We start from the raw sequence: 13,749 nt of genomic DNA on the forward strand, positions 1-13,749 counted from the left end.
CGGGCCTAGCTCGACCCGATCCGTTTGAGCGCCTCCCGGCGGGTGAGCGGGCTGAGCTCGTGTTCGGCGACGTAGGCACGGACCCAGCCGGGGTCGACGTACGCCACCTCGCGCAGCGCCCAGCCGATGGCCTTGCGGATGAAGAACTCCGGGTCGGCGCGGTTGGGCTCGACGACCTCGGCCAGCAGCCGGACGTCCGTGCGTTCCTTGCGGCCGAGCTGACCGAGGATCGCGAGCCGCCGGACCCAGAGGACGTCGTCGGTGGCCCAGCCGCGGACGAGGGCCGCCGTCTCGGTCGGGTGGGCGTCGTGAAGGTCGGCGACCCGGTGGGCCAGCTCGTCGACGTGGTCCCACCAGGCGCCGGTGCGCGCCATGTGCTCGATCAGCGGCGCCAGTGAGATGTCGCCTCGCAACGGGCGCAGGCCGAGGAGCGCGGTCGCGGCGTACCGCTCCTCGCGGTACGTCGCGCCGTCCCACAGCCCGGTGGCAGCAGCGACCAGCACTCCGGTGTCGCGGACGTCGAGGTCGCTCACGACGGAGCGGGTGGTGCGTCGTACCTCGGGCACCCGGACGCCGAGGAACGGCATCGCCGACTTCATGTACGCCTGCTGACCCGGCGCCCGGGACGGGTCGGCCGCGGCCCGCAGCGCACTGCGGACCGCGACCGTCAGGTCGACCACCCGCTAGAACGCGGCGAGCGCCTCGTTGAAGGTCTTGCTCGGCCGCATGACGGCGGAGGTCTTCTCGTCGTCGACCGCGTAGTAGCCGCCGATGTCGGCCGGCTTGCCCTGCACGGCGAGCAGCTCCTCGGCGATCGTCGACTCCTTCTCGCGCAGCGTCTTGGCGAGCGGCGCGAACGCCTCGGCGAGAGCGGCGTCGTCGCTCTGCTGGGCGAGCTCCTCGGCCCAGTAGAGCGCGAGGTAGAAGTGCGAGCCGCGGTTGTCGGTCGTGCCGAGCTTGCGGCCGGGCGAGCGGTTCTCGTTGAGGAAGGTGCCGGTGGCGCGGTCGAGCGCGTCGGCGAGCACCTTCGCGGCGGGAGCGTCGGCCTGGTCGGCGTACTTCTCCAGCGAGGGCACCAGCGCGAAGAACTCGCCGAGGCTGTCCCAGCGCAGGTAGTTCTCCTCGACCAGCTGCTGCACGTGCTTCGGCGCGGAGCCGCCGGCGCCGGTCTCGAAGAGGCCACCGCCCGCGATCAGCGGCACGACCGACAGCATCTTCGCCGAGGTGCCGAGCTCGAGGATCGGGAACAGGTCGGTGTTGTAGTCGCGCAGCACGTTGCCGGTCACCGAGATCGTGTCCTCGCCCTTGCGCATCCGCGCCAGGGAGTACGACGTCGCGAGGGCCGGGGCGAGGATCTTGATCTCGAGGCCCTCGGTGTCGTGCTCGGGCAGGTACGCGTTGACCTTCTTGATCAGCTCCACGTCGTGGGCGCGGGTCTCGTTGAGCCAGAAGATCGCCGGCGAGCCGGTCGCGCGGGCCCGGCCGACCGCAAGCTTCACCCAGTCCTGGATCGGGACGTCCTTGGTCTGGCAGGCGCGCCAGATGTCGCCGGTCTCCACGTCGTGCTCGATGAGCACGTCGCCCGCCGAGCTCAGCACGCGGACCGTGCCGTTGGCGGGGATCTCGAACGTCTTGTCGTGCGAGCCGTACTCCTCGGCCGCCTGCGCCATCAGGCCGACGTTCGGCACGGTGCCGATCGTGGCCGGGTCGAGCGGGCCGTTGGCCTTCACGTCGTCGAGCACGGCCTGGTAGACGCCGGCGTAGGAGGAGTCCGGGATCACCGCGAGGGTGTCGTCCTCGCTGCCGTCGGCGCCCCACAGCCGGCCGCCGTTGCGGACCAGCGCGGGGATCGACGCATCGATGATGACGTCGCTCGGGACGTGCAGGTTGGTGATGCCCTTGTCGGAGTTGACGTAGGACAGACGGGCGCCGTTGGCCAGGCCCTCCTCGAAGGCGGCCTTGATCTCCGCGCCGTTGGGGAGCGCGTCGAGACCGGAGAGGATGCCTCCGAGACCGTCGTTGGCCGAGAGACCGGCGGCGGCGAGGTCGTCGCCGTACTGCTTGAAGACGTCGGCGAAGTACGCCTTCACGGCGTGGCCGAAGATGATCGGGTCGGAGACCTTCATCATCGTGGCCTTGAGGTGGACCGAGAGCAGGACGTCGTCGGCCTTGGCCTTCGCGATGGCGTTGTGGAGGAACGCCTGCAGATGGGCGACCTCCATCTTGGTGCCGTCGACGATCTCGCCCTCGAGGACCTGCAGGCCCTCCTTCAGCACGATCGTGTCGCCGCCGGAGGTCTCCAGCACGATCGACAGGGTGTCGTCGGCCGGCATCGTCACGGACTTCTCGTTGCTCGCGAAGTCGTGGGCGCCCATCGTCGCGACGGCGGTCTTCGAGCCCTCGGCGAACGGCTTGTTGGTGTGCGGGTGCGACTTGGCGTAGTTCTTCACCGACGCGGGCGCGCGGCGGTCGGAGTTGCCCTCGCGCAGCACTGGGTTGACGGCCGAGCCCTTGACCTTGTCGTACTTGGCCCGGATCTCCTTCTCCTCGTCGGTGGAGGGCGACTCCGGGTAGTTCGGGATGTCGAAGCCCTTCTCCTGCAGCTCCTTGATGGCCGCCTTCAGCTGCGGGATCGACGCCGAGATGTTCGGCAGCTTGATGATGTTGGCCTCGGGCGTCTTCGCCAGGTCGCCGAGCTCCGCCAGCGCGTCGTCGGCGAGCCCGAACTGGGCGAGGATCCGCGAGGCGACCGAGATGTCGCGGGTCTCGATGTTCACGCCGGCCTTGGCGGCGTACGCCTCGACGATCGGGAGGAAGGAGAACGTCGCGAGCAGCGGCGCCTCGTCGGTGTGGGTGTAGATGATGCTCGACATGGTGGGGGCAGCGCTCCTGGGACGTTGAGTTTTGCTTGACGTCAAGATATCTCATGGGGCCACGAGCGTGGGCGCGCGGGCCGTGCCAGCCTCGCATCCCCGGCAGGAGGCGGCAACACGGCTAGGGTGCGGGGTGATACCTGGCGGGTTCCCGGGGACCTACGAAGGAGAGTTCTCACCATGAGCGAGACGACCGCACAGATGCCGGCGGCGGACACCACGCCTCCGAGCCAGATGCAGAAGCTGGTCGCCGAGGCCATCGGCACGTTCGTGCTGGTGTTCTTCGGGGCCGGCACGGCCTTCGCGAGCGGAGGCGACTACGTCGCGACCGCGCTGGCGTTCGGCCTGACCGTGCTGATCATGGCGTACGCCGTGGGCCACCTCTCGGGCGGCCACTTCAACCCGGCGGTGTCGATCGGCGCCGCGCTGGCCGGACGGGTCAGCTGGGCGACCGCGGCCGTCTACATCGCGGTGCAGTTCATCGCCGCATTCGTCGCGGCCGGGATGCTCGCCATCATCGCCGTCCTCCTGTACGACGGCGCCGAGTGGGGCGACGTGCTCGCCTCAGTCTCGAACAAGTGGGACACCGGCCCCGCCGCGAACGGAGCGGCCTTCCTCGGCGCCTTCCTGGCCGAGCTGATCGGCACCTTCGTCTTCGTCTTCATGATCCTCGCCGTCACCGACCGCCGCCGCGCGTCGGAGAAGATCCCCGCGCCGGTGGCGATCGGGCTCGGACTGACCCTGTGCCACCTGCTGCTCATCGGCATCACCGGCTGCTCGGTCAACCCGGCCCGCTCGATCGGTCCCGGCATCCTCAGCTTCAACTGGGACGACGCGATGAAGTACCAGTGGCTGTTCCTCATCGCGCCGGTGCTCGGCGCCGCGGCGGCCGGTCTCCTGCACCCGCTGCTCTTCGGTCGCGACGGCACCCAGGTGCCGGGCTCGGGCCTCGACTTCAAGGGGGCGGGCGACGCCTTCCAGCAGCAGTGGGCCCAGCAGTCGGGCGGGGTCGCCGCCGCGCAGGTGCCCGTCGACCAGCAGCAGCCGATCATCCAGGACGGCTGGCAGTGGGACCCGGCAGCCCAGCAGTGGATCCCGGCCCAGCAGCACCAGCCGCCCGCACCCCAGGCGCCGCAGGCGCAGCAGCCCCCGCAGCAGGGTGGCTGGGCACCGCCGCCGGGCGACCAGACCGTGGTCCGGCCGCCGGACGCCTGAGCCGACCCCGCACGCGTCGTCAGTCCTCGCTGAAGGCGACGAGCTCCAGCAGCTCGTCGCCTCCGGCGACGGTCTGAGCGCGCACCAGCCCGATCCCGCGCGCGTAGAGCCGGCGCTCGACCACGCCGGGATCGAGGGCCGAGGTGTCCTCGGTCTCCAGGAGGTCGGTGAGGTCGTCGTACGGCACGGAGGCGGAGCCTTCGCGATCGATCACCAGCACCTGGTCCTCAGCCACGCCCTCGGCGTACTCCTTGCGCCAACCGTCACCGACGCGCGGCTCGGCAGGCATCGCCAGCCCGGATTCCGCGCCGTCGACACCTGCCTCCCACGAGCCTCCCTCCCCCAGCAGCCAGACGTTGCCGTCGTCGTCCTGGGCGTACCAGTCGATGGTCTGCTCGTCGGCAGCGCTGCCGACGTCGGTGGTCGTCGTGCGGACGGCGGTGCCGGTGACGCCCTGGATCTCGCGCGGCTCGTCGAGGACGGTCACGGTGACCGTGCGGCCGCCAGCCGGGTCGGCGTAGCGCCACTCGTTGCCCACGGCCAGCGGCAGCCACGGGTTGTCGATGGCTGCGACGAAGTCGGCCGGGTCCAGGGTCGGGGTCGGGACCACCAGCTGGTCGACGCCGGTCGGCGGGCTGGGCTCCGACGCGCTGCCGCAGCCGGTGAGGGCCAGGGTCGACACAGCAGCGGCGGCGGCCAGCCGCGCGAACGGGCGCATGGCGGCATCGTCTCGTACGCAAGGCTGGGTGCGGGCACCGGTCCGCCCGCTGCTAGCGTCCATCGCACCGAGCCACTCATCGAAGGAGTACCCGTGAGCGAGACGCCTCTGAAGGTCGCCGTCACCGGCGCCGCCGGTCAGATCGGCTACAGCCTCCTCTTCCGCATCGCCAGCGGCGCGATCGCCGGCGACCGTCCCGTCGAGCTCCGCCTGCTCGAGATCGAGCCGGCGCTGAAGGCTCTCGAGGGCGTCGTCATGGAGCTCGACGACTGCGCGTTCCCGAACCTGGCCGGCATCGAGATCGGCGCGGACCCGGAGAAGATCTTCGACGGCGTCAACCTCGCCCTCCTCGTCGGCGCGCGCCCGCGCGGTCCGGGCATGGAGCGCGGCGACCTGCTCGAGGCCAACGGCGCGATCTTCACCGCGCAGGGCAAGGCTCTCAACAAGGTCGCGGCGGACGACGTACGCATCGGCGTGACGGGCAACCCGGCCAACACCAACGCCCTCATCGCCCTGAAGAACGCCCCCGACATCGCGCCGGAGCGGTTCTCGGCGCTGACCCGCCTCGACCACAACCGCGCGATCTCGCAGCTGGCCACCAAGACCGGCGCCGCGGTCTCCGACATCAAGAAGATGACGATCTGGGGCAACCACTCGGCGACCCAGTACCCCGACATCTTCCACGCCGAGATCGCCGGCAAGAACGCCGCCGAGGTCGTCGGCGACCAGGGGTGGGTCGAGGACTACTTCATCCCGACCGTCGCCAAGCGCGGTGCCGCGATCATCGACGCCCGGGGCGCCTCCTCGGCCGCGTCCGCCGCGTCCGCCACCTGCGACGCCGCCCGCGACTGGCTCCACGGCACCCCCGCCGGCGACTGGGTCTCGATGGCCGTCGTCTCCGACGGTTCCTACGGCGTCCCCGAGGGCCTGGTCTCCTCCTTCCCCGTCACCACCGCCGGCGGCGACTGGGAGATCGTCCAGGGCCTGGAGATCGACGACTTCTCCCGCGCCCGGATCGACGCCTCGACAGCCGAGCTCGCCGAGGAGCGGGACGCGGTCACCGAGCTCGGCCTGATCTGACCACCCGCCGACCCGTCGCGAGCTTCGCGACGGGTCGGCGCATTTTTCGTGCGAGCTTGCGACGGGTCGGCGTGTTCTCGGCGTGAGTTTGCGACGGGTCGGGCTAGGTCGGCTGGTCGGGGATGTTGTGGACGAGGACGAGGAGGACGGCGGCGACGGCGCCGACGATGAAGACGTCCACCAGCCGCGGGCGTACGGCGAGCATGCCCGCGTCGCGCTGAGGGAGCACCAGGCGCAGGGCGGCCGCGGCGGCGAGGGCGCCGGCGACGACGCGGATCCCGAGCCGCCAGTCGTGGCTCGCCCAGGTGATGCCGATGCCGGTCCCCATGCCGATCAGCACCAGGATGTAGAGCACGCCGCCGATCGTCGACGGGAACTTCCGCCGGGGAGGCTGCGCGGGCACCGGGAGCGGCGAGGGCTCCGGTGGCACCAGGGAGTCGTCGTTCAGCGCGACACCTGCTTCTCCGCCATCGAGACGACGTTGGCCAGCAGCATCGCGCGAGTCATCGGGCCGACGCCGCCGGGGTTGGGCGAGACCCATCCGGCCACGTCCCACACCTCGTCGGCGACGTCGCCCGCGATCTTGCCGTCGACCCGGGAGACGCCCACGTCGAGCACGGCCGCACCCGGCTTGACCATGTCGCCGGTGACGATGCCGGGCACCCCGGCCGCGGCGACGACGATGTCGGCCTTGCGCACGTGCGCGGCCAGGTCGACGGTGCCGGTGTGGCACAGGGTGACCGTCGCGTTCTCCGAGCGGCGGGTCAGCAGCAGTCCGAGCGGGCGGCCGACGGTGATCCCGCGGCCGACCACGACGACCTCGGCACCCGCGATCGCCACACCGTGACGCCGGAGCAGCTCGACGATGCCGTAGGGCGTGCACGGCAGCGGTGCCTCGTTGCCGAGGACCAGCCAGCCGAGGTTGGTCGGGTGCAGCCCGTCGGCGTCCTTCGCGGGGTCGATGAGCCCGAGCACCCGGTTCTCGTCGCGGCCGCGCGGGAGCGGCAGCTGCACGATGTAGCCGGTGCACGCCGGGTCGGCGTTGAGCCGGGCGACGGCCTCCTCGATCTCCTCCTGGGTGGCGGTCTCCGGGAGGTCGACGCGGATCGACGCGATGCCGACCTCGGCGCAGTCCTTGTGCTTGCCGTTGACGTACCACCGCGACCCTGGGTCGTCACCGACCAGCACCGTCCCGAGCCCGGGGGTGATCCCCTGCTCGGCCAGCTTCGCGATGCGCTCCCGGAGCTCGTCCTTGATGGCCGCCGCCGTCGCGGAGCCGTCCAGCTTCTGTGCCGTCACTCGCCCATCCTCTCAAGCGGTCCGCTTGTAGACGAACCGGAACTCCTTCGAACCCATCCCCGAGCGCACCGCGGCCAGCACCCGCGACGCCTCGGCGTCGCCGACCCCCGCCTCGGCGAACCGCTCCACCAACCACCGATAGCTGCCGGGCCGGGCCCACAGGCCCACCCGGCCGTCCGGCTGGGAGGCATACGCCGGCGCGCCGGCAGCGACCAGCTCCCGGTCCGCGCGCGAGTAGCCGTAGGTGTCGTCCGGGATGTCGACGACGTCGAACCGGATCTCCCGCCCCTCGGTCTCGACCAGCACGTGGGTCCGGTGCGCGTCGTCGTCGTACCGGCCGCTGATCACGGTGCCGACCGTCTGACCCGGCATCGCTCAGTGGGCGAAGTGCCGGGTGCCGGTGAAGTACATCGTCACCCCGGCAGCCTCGCAGGCCGCGATGGTCTCCTCGTCGCGCACCGACCCGCCCGGCTGGATGATCGCCCGGACGCCGGCGTCGATGAGCACCTGGGCGCCGTCGGCGAACGGGAAGAACGCGTCGGACGCCGCAACCGCGCCGCGCGCCCGCTCGACGCCGTCGGCGAGCGTGTTGGCCCGCTCCACGGCGAGCCGGCAGGAGTCGACGCGGTTGACCTGGCCCATGCCGATGCCGACGGCGGCACCGTCGGCGGCGAGCAGGATCGCGTTGGACTTCGCCGCGCGCACCGCGCGCCAGGCGAACGCGAGGTCGGCCAGCGTCGACTCGTCGGCGGTCTCCCCGGTCGCGAGCGTCCATCCCGACGGGTCGTCGCCCTCGGCCTGGAAGGTGTCGGTGTGCTGCATCAGCAGCCCGCCGCTGATCGGCCGCATCTCGGCGCCAGCACCCGAGGGCGGCTCGGCCAGGAGGATCCGGATGTTCTTCCTCGCCTGCAGCACCTCGACCGCGCCCTCGTCGTACGCCGGCGCGACGATGACCTCGGTGAACACCTCGGCCACCTGCCGGGCCATCTCGACCGACACCGGGACGTTGGTGGCGATCACGCCGCCGAACGCCGAGACCGGGTCGCACTGGTGCGCGCGCCGGTGCGCCTCGGCCACGTCGGCGCCCACGGCGATGCCGCAGGGGTTGGCGTGCTTGATGATCGCGACGGTCGGCTGCTCGCCGTGGTCGTACGCCGCGCGCCGGGCGGCATCGGTGTCGACGTAGTTGTTGTAGGACATCTCCTTGCCGTGCAGCTGCTCGGCCGCGGCGAGCCCGCCGGGACCGAAGCCGGACCGGTAGAGCGCGGCGGGCTGGTGGGGGTTCTCGCCGTACCGCAGCACCGCGCTCTTGTCCCAGGTCGCCCCCACCCAGGCCGGGAAACCGGAGCCGTCGGAGGTGTCGGTGAGCACGTTGCCCATCCAAGAGGCCACGTGCACGTCGTAGGTCGCCGTGTGCACGAACGCCTTGGCGGCCAGCGCCTCCCGCTCGGGCAGGGTGAAGCCGCCGGCCCGGGCGGCCTCGAGCGCCCGGCCGTAGTCGGCGCCGTCGGTCACGATCGCGACCGAGGCGTGGTTCTTCGCCGCGGCGCGGACCATCGACGGGCCGCCGATGTCGATCTTCTCGATGCACTCCTGCACCGAGGCGCCGGACATCACGGTGTCGGTGAACGGGTAGAGGTTGACGACCACCAGGTCGAACGGCGCCACCTCCAGCTCCTCGAGCTGCGCGACGTGCTCGGGCAGCCTCCGGTCGGCGAGGATGCCGGCGTGCACCCGGGGGTGCAGCGTCTTGACCCGGCCGTCGAGGCACTCGGGGAACCCGGTCAGGTCCTCGACCTTCGTGACCGCTAGTCCGAGCGACTCGATGAGCGCCGCCGAGCCGCCGGTCGAGACCAGCTCCACGCCCGCCTCGGCCAGCCCGCGGACCAGCGCGTCGAGGCCGGTCTTGTCGTAGACGGAGACCAGCGCGCGCTTGATCTCGATCCGGTCGGTCACAGGGTTCTCCTCATCGGTCGGTGATCACGATGAGGGCACCCAGGCGGTCGATGCCGGCTCACACTCCCCGGTGGTTGCCCACCCACGCCAGTCGTTGACCCTCACTCTATCCGGGGCTCAGCCTCCGAGCCGAACCCGCCGGCCGTCAACCGTCCAGCCCTCGCGGGCCATCCGGCCGACGGTCTCGACGAGCATCGCCCGCTCGGCGACCTTGATCCGCTCGTGCAGCGTCTCGACGGTGTCGTCGTCCTCGACCGGCACCGCTCGCTGGGCGACGATCGCGCCGGTGTCCACGCCGTCGTCGACGACGAACAGCGTGCACCCGGTGACCTTCACCCCGTAGTCCAGCGCGTCCTGCGGTCCCTGCATCCCGGGGAACGAGGGCGAGAGCGCGGGATGGGTGTTGACCGTGCGGCGCCCCAGCACCGGGAGGTACGACGAGCCCACCAGCTTCATGAAGCCCGCGAGCACCACCAGGTCCGGCTCGTACGACGCCACCCGGTCGGTCAGCTCCCGGTCCCACGCGTCGCGGGAGTCGTGGTCCGTGAGCCGCACCACGAACGTCGGGATGCCGGCCCGGTCCGCTCGGGCGAGCCCCTCGATGCCCTCGCGGTCGGCGCCGACCGCGACCACCGCGGCGCCGTACGCAGGGTCCGCGCACGCGTCGAGCAGCGCCTGGAGGTTGGTGCCGGCTCCGGAGACGAGCACGACGAGGCGTGCAGGGGCGGCGGGCACGCGCCGGAGTCTATGCGGCTCGGAGGCCTCGCTAGGCTCCGGGCATCAGCACCCGGCTCAAGATCATCCTCAGCATCCTCGGCGGCCTCGCACTCGTGTGCGCGGCCGCTGGCATGCTGCTCGCCCTGCGCGCCGTCCAGGACCGCGCCAACAACTCCCCCTCCGAGGTCGAGCCGGGCGTCGGCTTCCGTCACGACGGGTTCACCATCGAGGACGGCTGGGAGATCACCGAGCGCGACGGCGACTTCGCCATCGAGGGCCTCACGGTCAAGAACCCCACGATCCGGGTCCGATCGATCTACCTCGAGTTCACCGTCTATAGCGACGGTGACGTGATCGCCTACATCAGCTGCACGCACGCGCTCGGTCCGCGGGAGAGCGCCACCGCGGACTGCTTCTCGGCCGACGAGCACGAGGACTTCGACGAGGTCCGCGTCGCCGACACGTTCTGACGGCTAGCGGATCCGGCCCCAGGCCGCCCGCACCAGCGCACCTCCGCGGCGCTGCCACCAGGTCGTGGCGAGGGCGCCCAGCAGCCCGCCGATGCCGAAGGCGGTGACCGCGTGCAGCAGCACGTCGACTTGGAACGGCCCCACGTCGGCCATCCGACCGGGGCCGACCGCACCACCCGCGAAGGTGGTCAGCAGCCCGAGCAGCAGCCCGGCGACCAGCCCTCCCGCGCAGCCGCGGATCGCCGCCTGGTCCCACGCGGCCGCCGGCCGCGCGCGGTGGGCCAGCGCTGCCGCGACGAACGCGACGAGCACCGGCGAGGCCATCAGCCAGCCGGTCCAGCCGGGGGTCGGACCGGCGTCCGGCAGCGCTGCCAGCAGCGGGAACAACGGCAGCGGCCCGAGCACCACCGCGCCCGGTGAGACGAGGGTGTGGGTGCCGACGGTGAATCCGGGCCCCATCAGGTAGGCGCTGCTGAACAGGGTGGCGTTGGGCACCACGGCCAGGGTCAGCAGGCCGAGCACCGCGGTGTCGCCCGCGTCGGTCCCGAGCTGGCTGACGATGTTGGCTGCGGTCGAGAAGTCGAGCACCAGGGCGACCACCAGCGCCGCCAGCGCCACCGCCAGCCAGGCGCGGAGGACCCACCGGACGAGCACGGCGGTGTCACGGACGGCGGCCGGGATCGCGGGGACCCAGATCGCCGCGCGGCCGGACCCACGGGCGATGGCCGGGACGCCGGCACCCGCCGCGACGAGGACCGACCAGAGCACGACGCGTCCCGCGGAAGGGCCGGTCTCGACGGTCGAGGCGAGCGTGGTGGCGAGGACGCCGACGACGGCGTACGCCACGGTGAACAGCCCGGCCGCGACCGGGACCGTCCAGTCGCGCTCGCCGTCGGCGATCCGGTCCGCGTCGGGCCCGTGGCCGGAGACGGACTCACCGACCCGGTGACCCACCCGCCAGGCCGACCACACACAGAGCAGCGTGATGCCGAGCGGCACGGCGGTGAGCCGCACGCCCTCGACGGTCACGCCGGCGCCGTGCGCGACCAGCCAGCCGAACGCACCCACGCGGAGCGCGCCGCTCGGCGTGCCGTGGCCGCCGGCGTCGGTCACGAACCACCCGACGACGGCGACGGCCATGCACACGAGCAGCGGGCCGCCCGCCGCGAGCGCGCCGCCGATGGTCGCGGTCGGCACCAGCGGCCGGCGGGTCACGAGCGCCTGGCGGAGCTCGGCCTCCTGGCGAGGCTCCTGGCGCGCGTTCGTCCGTGCGTGGGGCGAGAGCAGCGACGTCATGGCCCGTTCATCCTCACGCGCGACCCGCCCCGATCCGCGGTGCCACGCCGCGGGGTCGTACCTTGGTGCGGACATGCACGACACCGCCCACCCGCCCGACCCCACCGCCGAGTTCGACGCCTTCTACAAGGCTGCGCGGGACCGGCTGCTGCTCCAGACCTACGCGCTGACCGGTGACCTGGGCGCTGCCCGCAGCGCGGTCCGGGACGCGTTCGTCGTCGCGTGGCACCACTGGCGGAAGACCTCGCGCCTCGAGGACCCCGAGTCGTCGGTGCGCCCGCACGCCTGGCGGCACGCCGTACGACGCGCGTCCGTGCGTCCGTGGCACCGCGAGAAGGGCCTCGATCCCGACGACCGGGCGACCCTGGAGGCGCTCGCGGCCCTGACCAGCAACCAGCGCCGGGCGCTGCTGCTCACCCAGCTCGCCGCGGTCTCGATGGCCGACATGGCCCGCGAGATCGGCATCCCCGGCGACGTCGCCGAGCGCGAGCTGCAGAGCGCGGCCGCCCAGTTCTCGACCCAGAAGAACATCCCGGCGGCATCGATCCCGATGGCGTTCACCGCGCTGGCCGCGGCGACCACCGACGTGACCTGGCCGCGGGTGACGATCATCCGTCGCGCAGGCGCCGCCCGCCGGCGGATGCACACCGTGGTCGGCGCCGGCGTCGTCGTCGCCGCCCTCGTCGCCAGCGGCGCGGCCGTCACCGACGCGACGGGCGTGCGGCCGACGCTCGACCGCGACCAGCAGACTGCCGCCGGCGGCAACAGCAGCGCCGCCCCGGGTCCGGAGATCGTCCTGCCGGACACCACTCTGCTCCCGGTCGACGACGTCCAGCAGACGCTCGTCGGCGAGTGGCAGCAGGGACGCACGCATGACAACTCGGTCGGCAACGGAGTCGTGCTGCCGTGCCAGCCGGAGGGCGAGCGCTACGCCGACGCGCGGGGCACCGCCGCCTACGTGCGGACGTTCCGCAACGGGCCGGCGGGCGAGGCCGGGCGCAAGGTGACCGAGCTGATCGAAGCCTCGCGGGACAGGAAGCGGGCGGAGAAGACCTTCGAGCGGGTGCGCAGCTGGGTCGCCGACTGCGGCACCCCGGGCGTACGACTGGTCTCGACGGCCACCAGTCCCGACCTGGCGGACTCCTCCGCGCTCGTCGTCCTCCACGACCAGCACCCCGAGCCCACGACGTACGTCGTCGGCATCGCCCGCACCGGCCTCTTCACCACCGCCGTCGCCCTGGAGACCGACGTCGGCCCCGAGACGGCGGACGGGGCCGGCATCGCCAAGCTGCTCGGCGCCGCGGTCGACCGGCTCTGCACGCTGCCCGACGCGGGCCGGTGCACCGGCAGGACCGCGCTCGAGCCCGTCGCGCCGTTCCCTGCCGGCGACGTCCCCGCCCTGCTGGCGCCCGTCGACCTGCCGTTCGTCGGCGACCCGGCCCGGCCGTGGATGGGCACGCCGGCGCGGGAGATCACCGATGCGCGCACCGAGCTCGGCGTGCTCGGCTGCCTCCACCCGCCGCTGACCGGGGAGTTCGACGGCCGGAAGTTCCGCAACGACGTGCTCCGCACCTTCGTCAAGGTCGACAAGAGCCTGCCCGCCGAGTTCGGGCTCACCCAGGGCGTGGCCTCGTTGCCGAAGAAGACGGCCGGCGCCCTGCTCGAGGACTTCCGCAACGCGATCAACGCCTGCCCCGACCGCGACGCGAGCGCCGGCACCGAGGTCCGGGTCCTCGAGACGTCGGACGAGGGCGCCCGCTCCTACACCGCCTGGCACCTGAGCACCCGACTGCCCGGAGAACGCACCATCGAGTACTCCGTCGCGTTCCTCCGCGACGGCGACGCGGTCTCCGAGCTGGTGTTCGTGTCGGCGCCGGGCGCCCGGATGAGCGACGCGCAGTTCGTCGAGCTCACCGAGCGGGCCCTCCAGCGGCTGCCGCAGCTGCCGTCGTACCCCGACCGCTGATCGACCGCTGACCGACCGCTGACCGACGCCTCGTCCTCGCCTCCGGACGAGAATCGCCGGGCGGATGCAACCGTCCGGTGTGCCCGGGCGTACCACCATCGACATCAGAACCTCCGGGGCGCTGCCACCCAGCCTCCGGACTCGGGATCGAGAGGGGGC

13 protein-coding genes and 1 riboswitch are annotated in these 13,749 nt (G+C 72.3%); of the genes, 4 read left to right on the forward strand and 9 right to left on the reverse strand.

Going from position 1 to position 13,749, the window contains the following annotated elements; genetic code table 11:
* Positions 1-5: 5 nt before the first annotated feature.
* Together DJ010_RS03110 and DJ010_RS03115 are read right to left on the reverse strand one after the other, a co-directional pair.
* Positions 6-680 carry a DNA alkylation repair protein gene (locus tag DJ010_RS03110; RefSeq protein ID WP_109692132.1) on the reverse strand — a complete coding sequence of 225 codons (675 nt, stop codon included), beginning with the start codon at positions 678-680 and terminating at the stop codon, positions 6-8.
* A 3-nt stretch (positions 681-683) separates the two neighbouring features.
* Entirely contained in the window at positions 684-2,873 is a 2,190-nt protein-coding gene (locus tag DJ010_RS03115) for an NADP-dependent isocitrate dehydrogenase (protein WP_109692133.1), read from the reverse strand.
* A 180-nt stretch (positions 2,874-3,053) separates the two neighbouring features.
* Between DJ010_RS03115 and DJ010_RS03120 the strand changes: the two genes are divergently transcribed.
* Positions 3,054-4,088, forward strand: coding sequence for an MIP/aquaporin family protein (locus DJ010_RS03120; protein WP_109692134.1), 1,035 nt, complete (start codon positions 3,054-3,056; stop codon positions 4,086-4,088).
* 19 nt (positions 4,089-4,107) lie between these two features.
* Here DJ010_RS03120 and DJ010_RS03125 read toward each other — a convergent pair whose 3' ends face one another.
* Complete coding sequence (locus tag DJ010_RS03125) at positions 4,108-4,806, reverse strand: hypothetical protein (RefSeq protein ID WP_109692135.1); 699 nt, start codon at positions 4,804-4,806, stop codon at positions 4,108-4,110.
* A gap of 93 nt (positions 4,807-4,899) precedes the next feature.
* Here DJ010_RS03125 and DJ010_RS03130 point away from each other — a divergent pair, with 93 nt between their 5' ends.
* Positions 4,900-5,886, forward strand: a complete 987-nt coding sequence (locus tag DJ010_RS03130; protein ID WP_109692136.1) for a malate dehydrogenase — start codon at positions 4,900-4,902, stop codon at positions 5,884-5,886.
* A 103-nt stretch (positions 5,887-5,989) separates the two neighbouring features.
* Here the strand turns inward: DJ010_RS03130 and DJ010_RS03135 are convergent, their stop codons facing one another.
* The 5 genes from DJ010_RS03135 to purN all read right to left on the reverse strand — a co-directional run bounded on the left by DJ010_RS03135 (position 5,990) and on the right by purN (position 9,876).
* A complete protein-coding gene (locus tag DJ010_RS03135) occupies positions 5,990-6,316 on the reverse strand; it encodes a DUF3017 domain-containing protein (RefSeq protein ID WP_245927157.1) in 327 nt (108 codons plus the stop codon).
* A 14-nt stretch (positions 6,317-6,330) separates the two neighbouring features.
* A complete protein-coding gene (locus tag DJ010_RS03140) occupies positions 6,331-7,185 on the reverse strand; it encodes a bifunctional methylenetetrahydrofolate dehydrogenase/methenyltetrahydrofolate cyclohydrolase (RefSeq protein WP_109692138.1) in 855 nt (284 codons plus the stop codon).
* Positions 7,186-7,197: 12 nt separating this feature from the next.
* Entirely contained in the window at positions 7,198-7,533 is a 336-nt protein-coding gene (locus DJ010_RS03145; RefSeq protein WP_146207242.1) for a hypothetical protein, read from the reverse strand.
* A 27-nt stretch (positions 7,534-7,560) separates the two neighbouring features.
* Complete coding sequence (gene purH / locus DJ010_RS03150) at positions 7,561-9,141, reverse strand: bifunctional phosphoribosylaminoimidazolecarboxamide formyltransferase/IMP cyclohydrolase (RefSeq protein WP_109692140.1); 1,581 nt, start codon at positions 9,139-9,141, stop codon at positions 7,561-7,563.
* Between the two features lie 30 nt (positions 9,142-9,171).
* Positions 9,172-9,245, reverse strand: a riboswitch (ZMP/ZTP riboswitch).
* A 13-nt stretch (positions 9,246-9,258) separates the two neighbouring features.
* Positions 9,259-9,876 carry a phosphoribosylglycinamide formyltransferase gene (gene purN / locus DJ010_RS03155; RefSeq protein ID WP_170124603.1) on the reverse strand — a complete coding sequence of 206 codons (618 nt, stop codon included), beginning with the start codon at positions 9,874-9,876 and terminating at the stop codon, positions 9,259-9,261.
* Positions 9,877-9,971: 95 nt separating this feature from the next.
* On the opposite strand from purN, the gene DJ010_RS03160 reads away from it, so the two are divergent.
* A complete protein-coding gene (locus tag DJ010_RS03160) occupies positions 9,972-10,328 on the forward strand; it encodes a hypothetical protein (RefSeq protein WP_146207243.1) in 357 nt (118 codons plus the stop codon).
* A 3-nt stretch (positions 10,329-10,331) separates the two neighbouring features.
* Here DJ010_RS03160 and DJ010_RS03165 read toward each other — a convergent pair whose 3' ends face one another.
* Positions 10,332-11,624 carry a cell division protein PerM gene (locus DJ010_RS03165; protein ID WP_109692142.1) on the reverse strand — a complete coding sequence of 431 codons (1,293 nt, stop codon included), beginning with the start codon at positions 11,622-11,624 and terminating at the stop codon, positions 10,332-10,334.
* Positions 11,625-11,697: 73 nt separating this feature from the next.
* Between DJ010_RS03165 and DJ010_RS03170 the strand changes: the two genes are divergently transcribed.
* Positions 11,698-13,590, forward strand: coding sequence for a SigE family RNA polymerase sigma factor (locus DJ010_RS03170; protein ID WP_109692143.1), 1,893 nt, complete (start codon positions 11,698-11,700; stop codon positions 13,588-13,590).
* Positions 13,591-13,749: the final 159 nt, after the last annotated feature.

Source organism: Nocardioides silvaticus (genome assembly GCF_003160695.1).
Classification (GTDB): domain Bacteria; phylum Actinomycetota; class Actinomycetes; order Propionibacteriales; family Nocardioidaceae; genus Nocardioides; species Nocardioides silvaticus.